At 70.0% G+C, this 19,791-nt stretch carries 12 protein-coding genes, 1 tRNA gene and 1 rRNA gene; 13 read left to right on the forward strand and 1 reads right to left on the reverse strand.

Features of this window, described 5'->3' with window-relative positions; all coding sequences use genetic code 11:
- The 3 genes from rrf to ACFV20_RS20675 all read left to right on the forward strand — a co-directional run.
- Positions 1-112 (forward strand): 5S ribosomal RNA (rrf, locus tag ACFV20_RS20665); the annotation flags it as partial.
- Positions 113-226: 114 nt separating this feature from the next.
- Positions 227-889, forward strand: a complete 663-nt coding sequence (locus ACFV20_RS20670) for a DegT/DnrJ/EryC1/StrS family aminotransferase (RefSeq protein ID WP_385658683.1) — start codon at positions 227-229, stop codon at positions 887-889.
- A gap of 74 nt (positions 890-963) precedes the next feature.
- A tRNA-Thr gene (locus ACFV20_RS20675) sits at positions 964-1,036 on the forward strand.
- 46 nt (positions 1,037-1,082) lie between these two features.
- Here the strand turns inward: ACFV20_RS20675 and ACFV20_RS20680 are convergent.
- Positions 1,083-3,836: a SpoIIE family protein phosphatase gene (locus ACFV20_RS20680; RefSeq protein ID WP_385658513.1), complete on the reverse strand. Its 2,754-nt coding sequence runs from the start codon at positions 3,834-3,836 to the stop codon at positions 1,083-1,085.
- Between the two features lie 382 nt (positions 3,837-4,218).
- Here ACFV20_RS20680 and ACFV20_RS20685 point away from each other — a divergent pair, with 382 nt between their 5' ends.
- The 10 genes from ACFV20_RS20685 to ACFV20_RS20730 all read left to right on the forward strand — a co-directional run bounded on the left by ACFV20_RS20685 (position 4,219) and on the right by ACFV20_RS20730 (position 19,754).
- Positions 4,219-9,690 (forward strand): HAMP domain-containing protein, encoded by a 5,472-nt coding sequence (locus ACFV20_RS20685; RefSeq protein WP_385658515.1) that lies wholly within the window; start codon positions 4,219-4,221, stop codon positions 9,688-9,690.
- Positions 9,691-9,997: 307 nt separating this feature from the next.
- A complete protein-coding gene (locus ACFV20_RS20690; RefSeq protein WP_030853408.1) occupies positions 9,998-10,678 on the forward strand; it encodes a two-component system response regulator in 681 nt (226 codons plus the stop codon).
- Positions 10,679-10,805: 127 nt separating this feature from the next.
- A complete protein-coding gene (locus ACFV20_RS20695; RefSeq protein WP_385658517.1) occupies positions 10,806-13,559 on the forward strand; it encodes a DNA translocase FtsK 4TM domain-containing protein in 2,754 nt (917 codons plus the stop codon).
- Between the two features lie 261 nt (positions 13,560-13,820).
- Positions 13,821-14,669, forward strand: coding sequence for a helix-turn-helix domain-containing protein (locus ACFV20_RS20700; RefSeq protein WP_385658519.1), 849 nt, complete (start codon positions 13,821-13,823; stop codon positions 14,667-14,669).
- A 93-nt stretch (positions 14,670-14,762) separates the two neighbouring features.
- Entirely contained in the window at positions 14,763-16,262 is a 1,500-nt protein-coding gene (rimO, locus tag ACFV20_RS20705) for a 30S ribosomal protein S12 methylthiotransferase RimO (RefSeq protein ID WP_385658521.1), read from the forward strand.
- A gap of 230 nt (positions 16,263-16,492) precedes the next feature.
- A complete protein-coding gene (pgsA, locus tag ACFV20_RS20710; RefSeq protein ID WP_385658684.1) occupies positions 16,493-17,281 on the forward strand; it encodes a CDP-diacylglycerol--glycerol-3-phosphate 3-phosphatidyltransferase in 789 nt (262 codons plus the stop codon).
- A complete protein-coding gene (locus tag ACFV20_RS20715) occupies positions 17,278-17,823 on the forward strand; it encodes a CinA family protein (RefSeq protein WP_385658523.1) in 546 nt (181 codons plus the stop codon). Before pgsA ends, ACFV20_RS20715 begins: the two co-directional genes overlap by 4 nt.
- 109 nt (positions 17,824-17,932) lie before the next feature.
- Entirely contained in the window at positions 17,933-18,313 is a 381-nt protein-coding gene (locus tag ACFV20_RS20720; protein ID WP_033314530.1) for a helix-turn-helix domain-containing protein, read from the forward strand.
- 282 nt (positions 18,314-18,595) lie between these two features.
- Positions 18,596-19,066 (forward strand): Dps family protein, encoded by a 471-nt coding sequence (locus ACFV20_RS20725; RefSeq protein ID WP_385658525.1) that lies wholly within the window; start codon positions 18,596-18,598, stop codon positions 19,064-19,066.
- A gap of 388 nt (positions 19,067-19,454) precedes the next feature.
- On the forward strand, positions 19,455-19,754 hold the full coding sequence (locus tag ACFV20_RS20730) for a hypothetical protein (protein WP_385658527.1): 300 nt from the start codon (positions 19,455-19,457) through the stop codon (positions 19,752-19,754).
- Positions 19,755-19,791: the final 37 nt, after the last annotated feature.

Raw genomic sequence — 19,791 nt, forward strand, 5'->3', positions numbered from 1 at the left:
TGGTTATAGCGTAGGGGAAACGCCCGGTTACATTCCGAACCCGGAAGCTAAGCCTTACAGCGCCGATGGTACTGCAGGGGGGACCCTGTGGGAGATTAGGACGCCGCCGAACAATCATTGAAAGGGTTGGACCCGGAACTTCGGTTTCGGGTCCAACCCTTTTTTGTTTCGCGTCACTTGAAGTTCACGTTGCGCGACCAGCATCCACAGCATGGGTACTGCTGCAATGCTCAGGGCCGCCGGTGTCGGACTCGGTGACGAGGTCGTGGTGCCGGCCTTCGGGAACGTCGAGGTTGCCGAGGCCGTGGCCAAGGCCGGGGCTCTGCCCGTGTTCGCCGACATAGATCCCGCCACCTACTGCCTCGACGCCGCTGCTGTGGAAGCGGCGCTGACTCCGAGGACCGCGGCCGTGGTCGTCGTCCACCGCTTCGGTCGGCTCGCGGACCTCCCGCGGCTGCACGCGCTCGGACAGCGGCACGGACTGCTTGTTCTGGAACAGAGTGAGTCCGAGGCGCCGTACGACGAGATAGCCCAGCGCAGGGAGCGCGCAGGCTACCTCCACGCCAAGTTGAGGGGCGTGCGGGTGCCGGACGACGGTGACGGACACACCTACCAGCAGTACGTCGTGCGGGTGCCCGGCAACGGGCGGCCGGATCGGGACGCCTTCGCGCGGGCCGTGCGGGCCAAGGGAGTTGAGTGCCGGGTGCCCGTGAAGACGCCCGTGCACCGGCTGCCCGAATTCCGGCGGTGCGTCGCGCTGCCGGAGACCGAGCGAGCCTCCGACGAGACGCTCGCGCTGCCCGTGGACGCGTCGCTGACCAAGCGGGACATGCAGCGCATCGTGTCCGCCTGCAATGCCCTCGGAGGGCTGCTGCAGCCCGCGTTCTGACGCGGTTGGGAGCACGGGTCTGTTCGGGGTATGATCTATTCCGTTGCCGCGGGGGAAACCTCGCAAAGCAACAGGCCCCTATAGCTCAGTCGGTAGAGCGTCTCCATGGTAAGGAGAAGGTCAGCGGTTCGATTCCGCTTGGGGGCTCCGACAAAAAGGCCCCACCCTCTCGGGTGGGGCCTCTTGCGTTTCCCTAGTCCTTCTGAGGGCCCGGGACGCGCATCGCCAGGATCGCCATGTCGTCCGACGGGGCGTCCGACGCGAAGCGTTCCACCGCGCGCATGATGCGGGCCGCGACCGCGCCGGCCGTCAGACCCGTGCAGGTCGTGAGGACATCGGCGAGGCCGTCGTCACCGAGCATGCGCGCACCCTCACGGCGCTCGGTGACACCGTCCGTGACGCACAGGAGAACGTCGCCGGGGTCGAGGGTGACGGACTGCTCGTACAGCTCCAGGTCCTCGATGACGCCGAGGAGCGGCTGGGGTTCCGCCGCCGGTTCGACCGAGCCGTCCTGGCGCAGGCGCAGCGGCAGCGGATGGCCGGCGCAGACCACCTTCAGCTCCGCGCTGCCGTCCTCCTGCGGGCGCATCTCGCCGTAGAGGAGGGTGAGGAAGCGGCTGCGGGAGCCCTCGTCGAGGATCGCGGAGTTCAGGCGCTCCAGGACCGCCGGGCCGCTGAGGCCCTCCCGGGCCAGCAGGCGCAGGGCGTGGCGGGCCAGGCCCGTGACGGCTGCCGCGTTCGGGCCCGTGCCGCAGACGTCGCCGATGGCGAAGCCGTAGGCGCCGTCGCGGATGGGGAAGACGTCGTAGAAGTCGCCGCCGACCTCGTTGCCCTCGCCGGCCGCGCGGTAGATGACGTCGACCTCCACGCCGTCGATCTCGGGGAGTCCCGGGGGCAGGAGGCTGCGCTGGAGGGACTGGCTGATCGCCGTGCGCTCCGAGTAGAGGCGGGCGTTGTCCAGGGCCAGGGCGGCCCGCCGGGAGAGGTCCTCGGCGAGTTCCAGGATCTCCTGGCGGAAGTGCTCGTCGGTGGGCTTGCCGAGGGTGAGCATGCCGATGACGCGGTTGCGGGCGACCAGGGGCAGGACGACGGTCTCGCCGCCGACGGCGGAGGCGGTGGCGAGGGTGGGGCCGATGCCCGGCGTGACCTGGCGGGTGGTGCTGCCGCTGAGGCCGAGGCTGCGCATGGAGCTGCGCAGGGCCGCCTGGTGGGCGACCTCGGCGGGGGCCGTCCACACGCGGGCGCCCGGGGTGGGGACCGGGTCGGGCGGCGGGACCTTCGACAGCAGGGACTTGATGCCGTCGATGAGTTCCTCGTCCTCGTGCAGCACGTAGGAGAGGTAGGGCTCGGAGGCCTGGTCGGCGATCGTGTAGACGGCGCACCAGGTGGCGAGGGTCGGGACCGTCATCTGCGCCATGAGGGCCAGGGTCTGGTCGCGGTCCAGGGTGCCGGCCAGCAGGTCGGAGGCCTCGACGAGGAAGCTGAGGGAGCCGCGGCGCAGGCGTTCCAGTTCACCCAGACGGGCCGACTCGACGGCCAGGGCGATGCGGTCGGCGGCGAACTGGAGACGCAGGGCCTCCTCGTTGGAGTACCGGGCGGGCGCTTCGGCGGCGACGCCGAGGGAGCCGGTGAGGCGGCCCTCGACCTTCAGCGGGACGGTGACGACCGAGCGCATGCCCGTGCCGTTCAGGAGGGGGACCGCGCCGGGGACCGCGGTCAGGTCGTCGTGGACGGCGGGCATGCGGGCCGAGCCGTAGCGGCCGGGGCCGGCCTCGACGGGGACGCGGGCGAAGCGCTGGCGGGCGGAGGGGAGGCCGGTGGAGGCGCGGACCTCCAGTTCCGTCTCGTCGTCGGTGGCCAGGAGGAGGAACGCCGAGTCGCCGTCGAGCATGTCCCGGGCGCGTTCCACCGTGCGCTGGAGGAGGCCGTCGAGGTCGTCCGGGGCGGGGGAGCCGATGAAGACCTCGAAGGGGTCGGTGCTCTGGCCCTCGGCGCCGGTCGAGGTGTCCGAGGCGGGGACACGCAGGGGTGTCTGCAGAACTGCCCGTTCGTGGTCCCGTACCAGGAGGCACACGGTTGACGGCTCGCCGCCGGTGTCGCGGACGCGCAGGTGGGAGGCGTAGACGGGGGTGACGCGGCCGGTGGCGGCGCGGATGCCGTAGCTGCCTTCCCAGCGGGAGAGGCGGAGGGCTTCGGCGATGCCGGTGCTGGTGCCGGGGGTGTGGGGCCAGGCCGCGAGGTCGGTCAGGGGCTTGCCGGTGACCTGCTCGGCCGGGTAGCCGAAGAGTTCCTCGGCGTCCTCGTTCCAGGCGGTGATGTGGCCGGTGCGGTCGATCTGGATGACGGCGACGCGGACCCGGCCGTCGGCGAGGGGGAGGAGGTCCAAGGGGAGGGCGGGGCCGGCGGCGCGGGTGCCCACCGCGCGTGCGGGCAGGTCCAGTTGGAACCAGACGGTCTTGTGGGTGGGGGTGTACTCGACGCCCCAGCGGCCGGCGAGGGCCGCGCACAGCTGGAGGCCGCGGCCGCCCTCGCGGTCGGGGCTGCCCATGTTGATCGCGGTGCCCTGGAGGGGGATCTCGCGCTCGGGGTAGCGGTCGGCCACCTCGATGCGCACGCCGTCGTCGCTGCGCAGACACAGCACGTCGGCGGACGTGCCGGCGTGGACCACGGCGTTGGTCACCAGTTCGCTGGTGAGAACGACGGCGTCGTCGACGACGTCGGCGAAGCCCCAGCCCTGGAGGGTGTCGCGGACGAACGAGCGGGCGCTCGCGACCGAGCGCCCGACGGGCTCGAAACTGGCGGCCGCGCGCGCGGTGATCACAGAACTCCTCGACCGGTTCTCGTCGTGCTGGGCTGCGGGGCCGACCGGTTCGCGCCGCTGCTGCGGCAGGCTGCCCGTCGGCCGGGGGTCCGGGGGCTGTTCCCCCGGGATCAGTCCGGTGGTCATGTCGTGTGCGGCCGCCCCTCCGATGCCCGCTCGTCTTCGTGCCACCGCCCAGGCCGGACGGGACCGGCGCGGCTGGACAGCCGGATGCAAGGTTACTTACCTTCGCGGTCCGTGCGGATGCCGGTCTGCAGTGTTTCCGTCCGGAGGGTGTGCGGACGATGTGCGAAGCTGCCGAACTGTTATGGCCTGGTTCGGCCGGGGTGAAACACTGGGCAGGCTTCCTGTGAAGGTCCGGGCAGGCTGTGTGTCCGACAGCGACCGTGGGCAGCAGCCCCTTGGCAGCGGCCTGGTATGCAGGGCAGAGAATACGCAGTAGTAACTGGTACGCCGAGCGCGGTACCCGAGCACAGCAGTGACGGTCGACCCCTGCGGGAGGGACACAGTGGAGTCTGGCGCAGCGACGCGCGGCAAGAAGGCGCGCGCGAAGGGCGGACAGTCCCCGGTCAGCCAGGGCAAGGTGCGCAGCGGCACGACCGAGGTGGACACGGCTGCCCTGAACCGCCTGATGGCGGCCCTGGTGTCGATGCGGGACGGGAACTTCCGCAAGCGGCTCACGGTGTCCGGGGACGGCGTGATGGCCGAGATCGCGGCCGTCTTCAACGAGGTCGCCGACCGCAATCTGCATCTGACGGGTGAGCTGTCGCGGGTGCGGCGGATGGTCGGCCGTGAGGGCAAGCTGACCGAGCGGCTGGAGACGGGTGCCTGCGAGGGTTCCTGGGCGACGGCGATCGACAACTCGAACGCCCTGGTGGACGACCTGGTGCGGCCGGTGTCCGAGGTCGGCCGGGTGCTGTCGGCGGTGGCCGAGGGTGATCTGTCGCCGCGTATGGAGCTGCGGACCCAGGTGGCCGACGGGAACAGTCAGCCGCTGAGGGGCGAGTTCCTGAAGGTCGGGCGGACCGTCAACAACCTGGTCGACCAGCTGTCGACGTTCACCGACGAGGTCACCCGTGTGGCCAGTGAGGTGGGCACCGAAGGCAAGCTGGGCGGGCAGGCCCGGGTGCGGGGCATGTCGGGTTCCTGGCGGGACCTGACGGACTCCGTCAACACGATGGCGTACCGGCTGACGGCCCAGGTGAGGGACATCGCGCTGGTGACGACGGCGGTCGCCAAGGGTGATCTGTCGCGGAAGGTCACGGTCCAGGTGGCCGGCGAGATGCTGGAGCTGAAGAACACCGTCAACACGATGGTGGACCAGCTGTCGGCGTTCTCGTCCGAGGTCACGCGGGTGGCCCGTGAGGTGGGTACCGAGGGCGCGCTGGGCGGTCAGGCGCAGGTGCCGGGCGTCGCCGGGGTGTGGAAGGAACTCACCGATTCGGTGAACACGATGGCCGGGAACCTGACGGCTCAGGTGCGTGGCATCGCGGAGGTGACGACCGCGGTCGCCAACGGTGATCTGTCGCGCAAGGTGACCGTGCCGGCGCGCGGTGAGGTCGCGCAGCTCGCCGACACCATCAACCAGATGACCGAGACGCTGCGCATCTTCGCGGACGAGGTCACGCGCGTGGCCAACGAGGTCGGTGCCGAGGGGCAGCTGGGCGGCCAGGCCAATGTGCCGGGTGCGGCGGGGACGTGGAAGGACCTCACCGATTCGGTGAACACGGTCTTCCGGAATCTGACCACCCAGGTGCGGGACATCGCCGCGGTGACGACGGCGGTGGCCAACGGTGACCTCTCGCAGAAGGTCACGGTCGATGTGGCCGGCGAGATGCTGGAGCTGAAGAACACCGTCAACACGATGGTGGACCAGCTGTCCGCGTTCGGTGCCGAAGTGACGCGTGTGGCGCGGGAGATCGGTGTCGAAGGTGAACTGGGCGGCCAGGCGCAGGTGCCGGGCGCGGCGGGCACGTGGAAGGACCTGACGGACTCGGTCAACACGGCGTTCCGGAACCTCACCGGTCAGGTGAGGAACATCGCCCAGGTGACGACGGCGGTGGCCAACGGCGACCTGTCGCAGAAGGTCACGGTCGACGTCTCCGGCGAGATGCTCAAGCTGAAGAACACCGTGAACACGATGGTGGACCAGCTGTCGTCCTTCGCCGACCAGGTGACGCGGATGGCCCGGGACGTGGGCACGGAGGGCCGGCTGGGCGGTCAGGCCCGTGTCGACGGTGTGTCGGGCACCTGGAAGGAGCTCACGGACTCCGTCAACTCGATGGCCGGGAACCTCACGTCCCAGGTGCGCAACATCGCCCAGGTGACGACGGCGGTGGCCCGGGGTGACCTGTCGCAGAAGATCGACGTGGACGCGCGCGGGGAGATCCTGGAGCTGAAGAACACCATCAACACGATGGTCGACCAGCTCTCGGCCTTCGCCGACCAGGTGACCCGGGTCGCCCGCGAGGTGGGTACGGACGGCCGGCTGGGCGGTCAGGCGCAGGTGCCGGGCGTGGCCGGGGTGTGGCGGGACCTGACGGACTCCGTGAACGGCATGGCGTCCAACCTGACCGGCCAGGTGCGCAACATCGCCCAGGTGGCCACCGCGGTGGCCAGGGGTGACCTGTCCCAGAAGATCACCGTGGACGCGCGCGGGGAGATCCTGGAGCTGAAGAACACCCTGAACACGATGGTGGACCAGCTGTCGTCGTTCGCGGAAGAGGTCACGCGTGTGGCCCGTGAGGTGGGTACGGAGGGCATCCTCGGTGGTCAGGCCGAGGTGCAGGGTGTCTCCGGTACCTGGAAGGACCTCACCCAGTCGGTGAACGGCATGGCGAACAACCTGACCATCCAGGTGCGCAACATCGCCGAGGTCACGACGGCGGTGGCCCGGGGCGACCTGTCGAAGAAGATCACCGTCGACGCCAAGGGCGAGATCCTCGAGCTGGTCACGACCGTGAACACGATGGTGGACCAGCTGTCGTCCTTCGCCGAGCAGGTGACCCGGGTGGCCCGTGAGGTGGGCACCGAGGGCATCCTGGGCGGCCAGGCGCACGTGCCCGGTGTCACGGGCATCTGGAAGGACCTGAGCGACAACGTCAACCTGATGGCGAAGAACCTCACCACTCAGGTGCGGAACATCTCCCAGGTCTCGGCGGCGGTCGCCAACGGTGACCTGACACGGCAGGTCACCATCGAGGCGCGCGGTGAGGTCGCGCAGCTCGCCGACACCATCAACACGATGGTGAAGACGCTGAGTTCGTTCGCCGAGCAGGTCACCAAGGTGGCGCGTGAGGTGGGTACGGACGGCATCCTCGGCGGGCAGGCGCACGTACCCGGTGTGGCGGGCACGTGGAAGGACCTCACCGAGTCCGTGAACCAGATGGCGTCCAACCTGACCGGTCAGGTGCGCAACATCGCCATGGTGACCACGGCCATCGCCAAGGGTGACCTGACCAAGAAGATCGACATCGACGCGCGCGGCGAGATCCTGGAGCTGAAGACGACCATCAACACGATGGTCGACCAGCTGTCGTCCTTCGCGGAGGAGGTCACCCGGGTGGCCCGCGAGGTGGGCACGGAGGGGCAGCTCGGCGGCCAGGCACGCGTGCGTGACGTGGACGGCACCTGGCGGGACCTGACCGAGTCGGTGAACGAGATGGCCGGGAACCTGACCCGGCAGGTGCGTGCCATCGCGCGCGTGGCGACCGCGGTGACCCGGGGCGATCTGAACCTGAAGATCGACGTGGACGCGTCCGGGGAGATCCAGGAGCTCCAGGACTACATCAACAAGATGATCGCCAACCTGCGCGACACCACGATCGCCAACAAGGAGCAGGACTGGCTGAAGGGCAACCTGGCCCGGATCTCGGCGCTCATGCAGGGCCGCCGGGACCTGGAGGACGTGGCCTCGCTGATCATGAGTGAGCTGACGCCGGTCGTCTCCGCGCAGCACGGCGCGTTCTTCCTGGCCATGCCGCTCGTCGACGGCGAGGACATGAACGCCGCGGACGACGACCAGTACGAGCTGCGCATGCTGGGCAGTTACGGCTACTCGATGGGCTCGATGCCGACGTCGTTCGAGCCCGGTGAGGCGCTGATCGGGACGGCGGCCACGGAGAAGCGCACGATCCTCGTCGAGAACGCGCCCAGTGGCTATCTGAAGATCTCCTCGGGGCTCGGCGAGGCACCGCCCGCGCAGGTGATCGTGCTGCCGGTGCTGTTCGAGGGGAAGGTGCTCGGCGTCATCGAGCTGGCGTCGTTCACGCCGTTCACGCAGATCCAGAAGGACTTCCTGAACCAGATCGCCGAGATGATCGCGACGAGCGTCAACACCATCTCCGTCAACACCAAGACCGAGTTGCTGCTGGCGCAGTCGCAGGAGCTGACCGAGCAACTGCGCGAGCGCTCGGCCGAGTTGGAACAGCGGCAGAAGGCCCTCCAGGCGTCCAACGCCGAACTGGAGGAGAAGGCCGAGTTGCTGGCCCAGCAGAACCGCGACATCGAGGTGAAGAACACCGAGATCGAGGAGGCGCGGCAGGTCCTGGAGGAGCGTGCCGAGCAGCTCGCGGTGTCGATGCGTTACAAGAGCGAGTTCCTCGCGAACATGTCGCACGAGCTGCGTACGCCGCTCAACTCGCTGCTCATCCTTGCCAAGCTGCTCGCCGACAACGCCGAGGGGAACCTCTCCCCGAAGCAGGTGGAGTTCGCGGAGACGATCCACGGGGCGGGTTCGGACCTGCTCCAGCTGATCAACGACATCCTGGACCTGTCGAAGGTCGAGGCGGGCAAGATGGACGTCTCCCCGACGCGCATCGCGCTCGTCCAGCTCGTGGACTACGTGGAGGCCACCTTCCGGCCGCTGACCGCGGAGAAGGGCCTGGACCTGTCGGTGCGGGTCTCGCCGGAGCTGCCCGCGACGCTGCACACCGACGAACAGCGGCTGCTGCAGGTGCTGCGCAACCTGCTGTCGAACGCGGTGAAGTTCACCGACTCCGGGTCGGTGGAGCTGGTCATCAGGCCGGCGCGGGACGACGTGCCGCAGCGGATCCGCGAGCAGCTGATGGAGACCGGCTCGCTGACCGACCCGGACGCCGAGCTGATCGCGTTCTCCGTGACCGACACCGGGATCGGCATCGCCTCCAGCAAGATGCGGGTGATCTTCGAGGCGTTCAAGCAGGCCGACGGCACGACCAGCCGCAAGTACGGCGGCACGGGCCTCGGGCTGTCCATCTCCCGGGAGATCGCCCAGCTGCTCGGCGGTGAGATCCACGCGCAGAGCGAGACGGGCCGCGGCTCGACCTTCACCCTGTATCTGCCGCTGCACCCCAGTGAACTGCCGCCCCAGGGCTACCAGCAGCAACTGCCGGCCCTGGAGGCCGGTGACCTGGTGGCGTCGACGAACGACCTGTCGGAGCTGTCGGACGTGGAGACCGAGACGCCGGCCGAGGTGCGGTCGTACCGCGAGACGCAGAGCGGACCCGCCGCCTTGTTCCGGCGGCGGCGCAGGATGCCCGAGCTGCCGCCGCGCCCGGCCCAGCTGGAGCAGTGGACACCGTCCGAGCAGGAACCGGCGCCCAAGCCGAACCGCGGCATCCGCTTCGCCGGTCAGAAGGTCCTGATCGTCGACGACGACATCCGCAATGTCTTCGCCCTGACCAGCGTCTTGGAGCAGCACGGCCTGTCCGTGCTGTACGCGGAGAACGGCCGGGAGGGGATCGAGGTCCTGGAGCAGCACGACGACGTGGCGGTCGTGCTGATGGACATCATGATGCCCGAGATGGACGGGTACGCCACGACCACGGCGATCCGCCGGATGCCGCAGTTCGCCGGTCTGCCGATCATCGCGCTGACCGCCAAGGCGATGAAGGGCGACCGTGAGAAGGCCATCGAGTCCGGGGCGTCCGACTACGTGACGAAGCCGGTCGACCCCGATCATCTGCTGACGGTGATGGATCAGTGGATGCGAGGAGAATGAGGGGAACGTTGGGCAGTTGCGCGACCATGACGGGAAGGTTCGGTGTTCACACGGAGTTGCGGACTCGGTGTGCGCATAGTCGTGTAGAAGTACAGGATCTGGGGAACCTTCTGGTCTCCTGCTGCGTTTCTGCTATGTGCACAGTGACATCACGGTGACAGGGTGTGGCGACGGGCAGGGTGCGGCTACGATGACCGGCACAAGGACGGGCGGCGCAAGGGAGTCGTCTGCTGGGGCGGCACCCATCGGTGCTGCCACAGGTCCTGCGGACAGGGGAGGCCCCACGCCGGGGCGAGGAGGGCGGGCCATGGTGCAGAAGGCCAAGATCCTCCTGGTCGATGACCGGCCGGAGAATCTGCTGGCGCTGGAGGCGATCCTCTCTGCGCTCGATCAGACGCTGGTGCGGGCATCGTCCGGGGAGGAAGCGCTCAAAGCGCTGCTCACGGACGACTTCGCGGTCATCCTGCTGGATGTCCAGATGCCGGGGATGGACGGCTTCGAGACCGCCGCGCACATCAAGCGCCGCGAGCGGACCAGGGACATCCCGATCATCTTCCTCACGGCGATCAACCACGGCCCGCACCACACCTTCCGGGGCTACGCGGCGGGCGCGGTGGACTACATCTCCAAGCCGTTCGACCCGTGGGTGCTGCGCGCGAAGGTCTCGGTCTTCGTCGAGCTGTACATGAAGAACTGCCAGCTGCGGGAGCAGGCGTCGCTGCTGCGGCTCCAGTTGGAGGGCAACGGCAAGGACGCGGGCGGTGAGGCCAAGGAGTCGGCCGGGCTGCTCGCGGAGCTCTCCGCGCGGCTCGCGGCCGTCGAGGAGCAGGCCGAAGCGCTGACCAAGCAGCTCAATGACGAGTCGACGGACGCCGCGGCGGTGGCCACGGCGGCTCATCTGGAGCGCAAGCTCACGGGGTTGCGGCGGGCGCTGGACGCGCTGGAGCCGGGCACCGGGAGCACTTCCTCGGTGTCCTCGCAGAACTGACGCGCGCGCAGGCGGGATTATCCGTCCGTGACCGCGCGTCAGTTTCGCGCCTCTCCCGGAGCGACACGAACGGGTGAAGCCGTGGACACACGTGTCCCCTGTCGTCTCCCCCGGTAACCTCACACACATGGCCTCACGTCCCTCCGCAGCCAAGAAGCCGCCGCCCGCCAAGAGGGCGGCCTCGAAGGCTCCGGCGAAGAAGGCCGCCGCCAAGAAGGCTCCCGCGAAGAAGGCGCCCGCCAGGAAGGCCGCGGCCAAGAAGGTCGCGCCCAGGCCGGCCCCCAGTCCCACCGGTGGCGTCTACCGCCTGGTGCGGGCCGTGTGGCTCGGCGTGGCGCACGCGGTCGGCGCCGTGTTCCGCGGCATAGGGCAGGGCGCCAAGAACCTCGACCCGGCCCACCGCAAGGACGGTGTCGCCCTGCTGCTGCTCGCCATCGCGCTGATCGTCGCCGCCGGCACCTGGGCCGACCTCAAGGGCCCCGTGGGCGACCTCGTGGAGATCCTGGTGACCGGCGCCTTCGGCCGGCTCGACCTGCTGGTGCCGATACTCCTCGCGGTCATCGCCGTGCGCTTCATCCGGCACCCGGAGAAGCCCGAGGCCAACGGACGCATCGTCATCGGCCTGTCCGCGCTCGTCATCGGCGTGCTCGGCCAGGTCCACATCGCGTGCGGCTCACCCGCGCGCGGCGACGGCATGCAGGCCATAAGGGACGCCGGCGGCCTCATCGGCTGGGGCATGGCGACCCCGCTGTCGTACGCCATGGGCGACGTGCTCGCCGTGCCGCTGCTGGTGCTGCTCACGGTCTTCGGGCTGCTGGTCGTCACGGCCACGCCGGTCAACGCCATCCCGCAGCGGCTGCGGCTGCTCGGGGTGCGTCTCGGGCTCGTCCGCGACCCGGCCGAGGACGAGTTCGCCTTCGCCGACGACGACGAGCGTTACGAGGAGCAGTGGCGCGAGGCGTTGCCCGCACGCCCGCGCGGCAGGCGCGCGCCGGCGCCCGAGGCGTACGACCCCGACCCTGCCGAACAGGAGGCGCTCACGCGGCGCCGTGGCCGTCCGCGCCGCTCGGCGGTGCCGCAGCCCGACATGGACCGGCCCAGGGACGCCGTGGACGTCGCAGCGGCGGCCGCCGCGGCCCTCGACGGGGCCGTGCTGCACGGCATGCCGCCCTCGCCGGTCGTCGCGGACCTCACCCAGGGTGTCCGGGTGGGGGACCAGGAGGCGACCACGCCGACGCCGGTCCCGGCCGCCCGCCCCCAGCAGGAGAAGCTCAAGCAGGACAGCACCGAGCAGGCCGCGCCCGAACCGCAGCGGCCCAGGCCCGGTGTCCGCGACCTCACCAAGACCCCGCCCGCCGAACCCCGCGACCTGCCCGCGCGCGCGGAGCAGCTCCAGCTCTCCGGCGACATCACATACGCGCTGCCGTCGCTGGACCTGCTGGAGCGCGGCGGCCCGGGCAAGGCCCGCAGCGCCGCCAACGACCTCATCGTCGAGTCGCTGACGACGGTCTTCACCGAGTTCAAGGTGGACGCCAGTGTCACCGGCTTCACCCGCGGCCCGACGGTCACCCGCTACGAGGTCGAGCTCGGCCCCGCCGTGAAGGTCGAGCGGATCACCGCCCTGACGAAGAACATCGCCTACGCCGTCGCCAGCCCGGACGTGCGGATCATCAGCCCCATCCCCGGCAAGTCCGCGGTGGGCATCGAGATCCCGAACACGGACCGGGAGATGGTCAACCTCGGTGACGTACTCCGTCTGGCGGAGTCCGCCGAGGACGACGACCCGATGCTGGTCGCCTTCGGCAAGGACGTCGAGGGCGGCTACGTCATGCACTCGCTGGCGAAGATGCCGCACATGCTGGTCGCCGGTGCCACCGGCTCCGGCAAGTCGTCCTGCATCAACTGCCTGATCACCTCGATCATGATGCGGGCGACCCCCGAGGACGTCCGGATGATCCTGGTCGACCCCAAGCGGGTCGAACTGACCGCGTACGAGGGCATCCCGCACCTGATCACGCCGATCATCACCAACCCGAAGCGGGCTGCCGAGGCGCTCCAGTGGGTCGTGCGCGAGATGGACCTGCGCTACGACGATCTCGCCGCCTACGGCTACCGGCACATCGACGACTTCAACAAGGCCGTGCGCGAGGGCAAGGTCAAACCGCCCGAGGGCAGCGAGCGCGAGCTCCAGCCGTACCCGTACCTGCTGGTCATCGTCGACGAGCTCGCCGACCTGATGATGGTCGCGCCGCGGGACGTCGAGGACGCGATCGTGCGCATCACGCAGCTCGCGCGTGCGGCCGGCATCCACCTGGTGCTCGCCACGCAGCGGCCGTCGGTGGACGTCGTCACCGGTCTGATCAAGGCGAACGTGCCGTCACGCCTGGCGTTCGCCACGTCCTCGCTGGCCGACTCGCGCGTCATCCTCGACCAGCCCGGTGCCGAAAAGCTCATCGGCAAGGGCGACGGGCTGTTCCTGCCCATGGGGGCCAACAAGCCCACCCGTATGCAGGGCGCGTTCGTCACCGAGGAGGAGATCGCGGGCGTCGTCCGGCACTGCAAGGACCAGATGACGCCCGTCTTCCGGGACGACGTCGTCGTGGGCACCAAGCAGAAGAAGGAGATCGACGAGGACATCGGCGACGACCTCGACCTGCTGTGCCAGGCGGCCGAACTGGTCGTCTCCACGCAGTTCGGGTCGACGTCCATGCTCCAGCGCAAGCTGCGCGTCGGCTTCGCCAAGGCCGGCCGGCTGATGGACCTGATGGAGTCCCGGAACATCGTCGGACCGAGCGAGGGTTCGAAGGCTCGTGACGTTCTTGTGAAGCCTGACGAGCTGGATGGCGTGCTCGCCCTGATCCGGGGGGAGTCTGAAGGATAGGGAAGCTGCAGACGGTGATCGCCGCACGGGGCGTTACGGCAATCGGGTCCGGATCGTGACTCACCCGTAAGGGATCACCGGGCAACCGTTTCCCTACGGTGTACGTCAAGTTGAGGGAAGCGAAGAACAGCGACCCCACCATCGGAATGTCGGGCCATTCCGATGGCGTACAAAGTGACACCGCCCGGTTGCCCCACCCTTTTGGTACCCCCCTAGACTGAACTTCCAGCACAGGCGGCTACACGCTCGAAAGGCGCCCCCGTGTCCATCGGCAACTCCCCTGAAGACGAGCGTCCGTTCGAAAACGAGCACGTCGAAGCAGACCACGAGGAAGCCCGCCCCTCCATCGGCCGTGCCCTGCAGCAGGCTCGTATCGCCGCCGGGCTGACCGTCGACGACGTCAGTAGCGCCACCCGGGTCCGCATGAACATCGTGCACGCGATCGAGGCCGACGACTTCTCCCCCTGCGGTGGGGACGTCTACGCCCGTGGGCACATCAGGACCCTGGCCAAGGCCGTCCACCTCGACCCCGAGCCGCTGCTCGCCCAGTACGGCGACGAACACGGCGGGCGGCCGGCGCCGACCCCGGCCGCGCCCCTCTTCGAGGCGGAACGCATCCGTCCGGAGCGGCGCGGTCCCAACTGGACCGCGGCCATGGTCGCCGCGATCGTCGCCGTGATCGGTTTCGTCGGCTTCACGATGTTCCAGGGCGGCGACGACGGCGGCACCGAGGCGAACGTGGCCGAGGGCTCCACGCCCAGCGACTCCGCATCCCCGACCACCAAGACCAAGAAGCCCGCCGAGCCCGCTCCCGAACCGTCGGACAGCGCCATCGCCGCCGCGCCGCAGGACAAGGTCACCGTCCGCGTGGCCGCCGCCGACGGCCGCAGCTGGATCGCCGCCAAGGACCACAACGGCCGGATGATCTTCGACGGCGTCCTCAAGCAGGGCGACACCAAGACCTTCCAGGACAGCTCGAAGGTCCAGCTCGTCCTCGGCGACGCCGGCGCGATCGACCTCTTCGTCAACGGCAAGAAGATCGAAGAGGACTTCCAGCCGGGGTCCGTCGAACGCCTGACGTACACGAAGGGCGACCCCGAGGCCGGGTGATCGGCCCGAAAGGTCCAGTTGATACGGGGTTGGCCGGGAAACGGCCAACCCCGTCGACGTGGGGTGTCAGCGGGACGAAGTAGTCTTGAGCCCATGCCTGAACGCCGTACCGTCGCACTCGTCACCCTTGGCTGCGCCCGTAACGAGGTGGACTCGGAGGAGCTCGCAGGCCGTTTGGAGGCGGACGGCTGGCAGCTCGTGGAGGACGCCGAGAACGCGGACGTCGCCGTCGTGAACACCTGCGGCTTCGTCGAAGCCGCCAAGAAGGACTCCGTCGACGCCCTCCTGGAGGCCAACGACCTCAAGGGGCACGGCAGAACCCAGGCCGTCGTGGCGGTGGGCTGCATGGCCGAGCGGTACGGCAAGGATCTCGCCGAGGCCCTCCCCGAGGCCGACGGTGTGCTCGGCTTCGACGACTACGCGGACATCTCGGACCGCCTGCAGACCATCCTCAACGGCGGCATCCACGCCTCGCACACCCCGCGCGACCGGCGCAAGCTGCTGCCGATCAGCCCGGCGGAGCGCCAGGAGTCGGCCACCGGGGTCGCCCTGCCCGGACACGGCCCGGCCGAGCCCGCCGTGGCGCCCGCGGACCTTCCGGAGGGCCTCGCTCCGGCCTCCGGCCCGCGCGCGCCCCTGCGCCGCCGCCTGGACGGCTCCCCGGTCGCCTCCGTGAAGCTCGCCTCCGGCTGCGACCGGCGTTGCTCCTTCTGCGCCATCCCGTCCTTCCGCGGCTCCTTCATCTCCCGCCGCCCGAGCGACGTGCTGAACGAGACCCGGTGGCTGGCCGAGCAGGGCGTGAAGGAGGTCATGCTGGTCTCCGAGAACAACACCTCCTACGGCAAGGACCTCGGCGACATCCGCCTGCTGGAGTCGCTGCTGCCCGAGCTCGCCGAGGTCGACGGCATCGAGCGCGTCCGGGTCAGCTACCTCCAGCCGGCCGAGATGCGGCCCGGCCTCATCGACGTGCTGACCTCGACCCCGAAGGTCGCGCCCTACTTCGACCTGTCCTTCCAGCACTCCGCGCCCGGCGTGCTGCGCGCCATGCGCCGCTTCGGCGACACCGACCGCTTCCTGGAGCTGCTCGACACCATCCGGAGCAAGGCGCCCGAGGCCGGTGTCCGCTCCAACTTCATCGTCGGCTTCCCCGGCGAGAGCGAGGCCGACCTCGCCGAGCTGGAGCGGTTCCTGAACGGCGCGCGGCTGGACGCCATCGGCGTCTTCGGCTACTCCGACGAGGAGGGCACCGAGGCGGCGACCTACGACGACAAGCTCGACGAGGACGTCGTCGCCGAGCGCCTGGCCCACATCTCCCGCATGGCCGAGGAGCTCGTCTCGCAGCGGGCCGAGGAACGCGTCGGCCAGAGCGTGCGGGTCCTCGTCGAGACCGTCGACGAGGACGGCGTGTACGGCCGTGCGGAGCACCAGGCGCCCGAGACGGACGGCCAGGTGCTGCTCACGAGCGGCGCGGGTCTGCGGGTCGGCCGTATGGTCGAGGCCAAGGTGGTCGGTACGGAAGGTGTCGACCTGGTGGCCGAGCCGCTGCAGGGCTCGTTCGCCTCGCCTGCGTGGAGTGAGGAGGCGGGCAGATGACGGGTGTACCGGCATCCGCGGCGGGAGGCTCCTCCGGAGTGAGGAGGGCCGCGGCCGGTACGGCTGCGGCGGCCTCGGGGACGGCACCCGCGGCCGCGGTCGCGCGGTCGGCCGAGGGCGGGTCGTCCGCCGCGGGGCACGCTGCCGCGCCCGGCGCGGGCCACGGCGGGGCGCCTGACGGCGGGCACGGCGAGGCGGTCGACGCGGGGGACTGTGGGGCCGCCGGTGCGGTGCCCGCTGCGGACACGGTGTCCGGTGCGGGTGGGGTGACCGGTGCGGACGCGGTGTCCGGTGCCGCCGACGGTGCTGCTTCCGACGTGGGTTCCGGTTCCGCCGCCGGTGACGCGGTCGTCGGTGCGGAGGCCGGTGTCGACGTCGAGGGCGAGGGGAAGACCCCGCGGGGCGGGAAGATCGCCGCCGCGGCCGTCAACCAGGCCAGCGTCTGGAACATCGCCAACCTGCTGACCATGCTCCGGCTGGTCCTCGTGCCGGGCTTCGTCGCCCTCATGCTCGCCGACGGCGGCTACGACCCGGCGTGGCGGTCCCTCGCCTGGGCCGCTTTCGCCATCGCCATGATCACGGACCTCTTCGACGGTCACCTGGCGCGTACGTACAACCTGGTCACGGACTTCGGAAAGATCGCCGACCCTATCGCCGACAAGGCGATCATGGGCGCGGCGCTGATCTGTCTGTCCGCGCTCGGCGACCTGCCCTGGTGGGTGACCGGCGTCATCCTCGGCAGGGAACTCGGAGTCACCCTGCTGCGTTTTCTGGTCATCCGGTACGGCGTCATCCCGGCCAGCCGCGGCGGCAAGCTCAAGACCCTCACCCAGGGCGTGGCCGTGGGCATGTACGTGCTCGCACTGACGGGGTGGCTGGCGACCCTGAGGTGGTGGGTGATGGCCGCGGCGGTCGTGCTGACCGTGGTGACCGGGCTCGACTATGTGAAACAGGCCATTGTCTTGCGCAGGCAGGGAATCGCCGCGCGCAAGGCTGCGTTGGAGGAGAAGGAAGCGTGAGTTCCACGGCCACCGACGTGGTCCGACTACTCACGGTGAACGGCGAGACGCTCGCCGTCGCGGAGTCGCTGACCGGTGGCCTCGTTGCGGCGGAGATCACGTCGGTCCCCGGGGCGTCCAAGGTCTTCCGGGGGTCCGTGACCGCTTACGCCACCGACCTGAAGCACGACCTGCTCGATGTCGACGCCACTCTGCTGGCGGCACGCGGAGCGGTGGATGCGCAGGTCGCGGCCCAGATGGCGGCCGGTGTGCGCAAGGCGCTCGGTACCGACTGGGGCATCGCCACCACCGGTGTCGCGGGCCCCGAGCCGCAGGACGGGCACCCCGTGGGGACGGTCTTCGTCGCCGTGGACGGGCCCGCCGGGACGGATGCCGGTTCTGCCGGCGGCGGAAAAGTGGAGGCTCTGCGGTTGAACGGCGGCCGCGCGGAAATTCGTAGAGAGAGTGTACGGAGCGTACTCGCACTGCTCCTGAAGGAGCTTGCGGGCGAACAGACTGGGAATGAGCGGGCACAGGATACGGAACGGAACGGGGGGTTTTGATGTTTGCAGCCCTGAGTGAACACGACATCGCTCCCCGCACGGCCGCGGCGCAAGGCGGTACGGTGGGGCGTAATGGATGCGGCTACGCGGTCCGAGGAGGGAGCCACCGATGATTCTGCTCCGTCGCCTGCTGGGTGACGTGCTGCGTCGGCAGCGCCAGCGCCAGGGCCGTACTCTGCGCGAAGTCTCCTCGTCCGCCCGAGTCTCACTCGGCTATCTCTCCGAGGTGGAGCGGGGGCAGAAGGAGGCTTCCTCCGAGCTGCTCTCCGCCATCTGCGACGCGCTGGACGTACGGATGTCCGAGCTCATGCGGGAAGTGAGCGACGAGCTCGCCCTCGCCGAGCTGGCCCAGTCTGCAGCGGCCACCCCCAGCGAGCCTGTACCCACGCCGGTTCGCTCGATGCTGGGTTCCGTATCGGTGACCGGTGTGCCACCGGAACGGGTCACGATCAAGGCGCCCGCCGAAGCGGTGGACGTCGTCGCCGCGTGAGGCTTCACGCATACGCGGCATGAGTGAGCGGCGCCCGACCAGGCGCTGAGAAGTGGTGAGGCCCCGGCCGGGCCTCTCCGGATCCAGGAGATCCGGAGAGGCGTCGCCCGGGGTTTTCGCTTGCCCGGGGGTCTGGGCTGGGTTCGCTTGCCCGGGGGTTCCGCCGACTCGGTCCCGGCTGATGGCGCCCATGCACACGGTGTCCGATTCGTGTGCGTTTGCCGGTGTGGCGTGCGGCGGTCATCGTTGAGGGGATGGCGGGGGCAGTCCTCGGAGGTGCGGATGTACGTCGTGAAGAGCCCGTTGTCGGACGCGAACCTGAAGACCGTGTCCGAGGCGCTGCAGGGTGCCCTGGTCGATCTCGTGGACCTCGCCCTCGTGGCGAAGCAGATCCACTGGAACGTGGTGGGGCCGCGCTTCCGCTCCGTGCATCTCCAGCTCGACGAGGTCGTCGACACCGCGCGGAAGTACTCCGACACCGTGGCCGAACGCGCCGCCGCCCTGGGCATCTCGCCCGACGGCCGTGCCGCGACCGTTGCGGTCGGCTCCGGGATCGGCGTGACCCCGGAAGGCTGGGTGGACGACACCACCGCCGTGGGCACGCTGGTCGACGCGCTGGGAGCGGTGATCGCGCGGATGCGGGAGCGGGTCGCGACGACAGGAGAGCCGGATCCGGTGAGCCAGGACATCTTCATCGGGATCACGGCGGACCTGGAGAAGCATCACTGGATGTTCCAGGCCGAGAACGGGTGACGCGAGCGGGAGCGGGAGCGGGTACTGGGCCGGGTGGGAGCTGCGCCACCGCTCGGCTCGGAAGGCTGTGCGGTGCGGGGTGGCCGCTTCGCACGAGAAGTTTCTGCAGCACGGTGCCGCTGTTTGGCGAGGGGCGGCCGTGTGGTGCAGGGCGGCCGTGTGGGGCAGGGCGGCCGTGTGGCGCAGGGCGGCTGTGTGACTCCGGAGGGGCGTGTGGCTCCGGAGGGGCGTGTGGCTCCGGAGGGACGTGTGGTGCCGGAGGGCTGTGCGGTGCCGGAGGGCCACACGGGCGTGGCTTGGGTGGCATTCGAGGTGCGCCCGTGTGCCTGGGGTGCGCCCTGTCGGCGTGCCGGGGTGGCGGCATAGCGTCGGGCCGGAGGTGGCGGCCGTGACGGGGATAGCGGGCTGGGGGAGCCGGCGCGGCTGGGGGAGCCGGCGCTGGAGGGCTCGTGGGGTCGTGCTCGGGCTGGGGGCGCTGTGGTGGTGGGCCGTGCTCCGGCTGGTGGCCGCGCCCGGAGCGGGGGCGCTGGAGGCCGCGGTCGCGGCCGGGGGATGGGGGCTGAGCGTGCTGCCCGTGCACTGCGTGCCCAAGCGGCAGGCGCGGGGGGCGGTGGGGGCAGGGCGCTTGCGGAGGATCTGGGGGGCCGGGGGTGCCGGGGCGGCGGGGGCGAAGTCGGGGAAGGCGTAGAACGCTGCTTCGGGAACCTGTCACCACGGCACCTTCG

The organism is Streptomyces sp. NPDC059696 (assembly GCF_042733745.1).
Classification (GTDB): domain Bacteria; phylum Actinomycetota; class Actinomycetes; order Streptomycetales; family Streptomycetaceae; genus Streptomyces.

Excerpts from the sequence above, each read along its gene's own strand:
- ACFV20_RS20670 (WP_385658683.1), top strand. The coding sequence starts at position 227 with ATGCTCAGGGCCGCCGGTGTCGGACTCGGTGACGAGGTCGTGGTGCCG.
- ACFV20_RS20680 (WP_385658513.1), bottom strand. The coding sequence starts at position 3,836 with ATGACCACCGGACTGATCCCGGGGGAACAGCCCCCGGACCCCCGGCCG.
- ACFV20_RS20690 (WP_030853408.1), top strand. The coding sequence starts at position 9,998 with ATGGTGCAGAAGGCCAAGATCCTCCTGGTCGATGACCGGCCGGAGAAT.
- ACFV20_RS20695 (WP_385658517.1), top strand. The coding sequence starts at position 10,806 with ATGGCCTCACGTCCCTCCGCAGCCAAGAAGCCGCCGCCCGCCAAGAGG.
- rimO (WP_385658521.1), top strand. The coding sequence starts at position 14,763 with ATGCCTGAACGCCGTACCGTCGCACTCGTCACCCTTGGCTGCGCCCGT.
- ACFV20_RS20720 (WP_033314530.1), top strand. The coding sequence starts at position 17,933 with ATGATTCTGCTCCGTCGCCTGCTGGGTGACGTGCTGCGTCGGCAGCGC.
- ACFV20_RS20725 (WP_385658525.1), top strand. The coding sequence starts at position 18,596 with ATGTACGTCGTGAAGAGCCCGTTGTCGGACGCGAACCTGAAGACCGTG.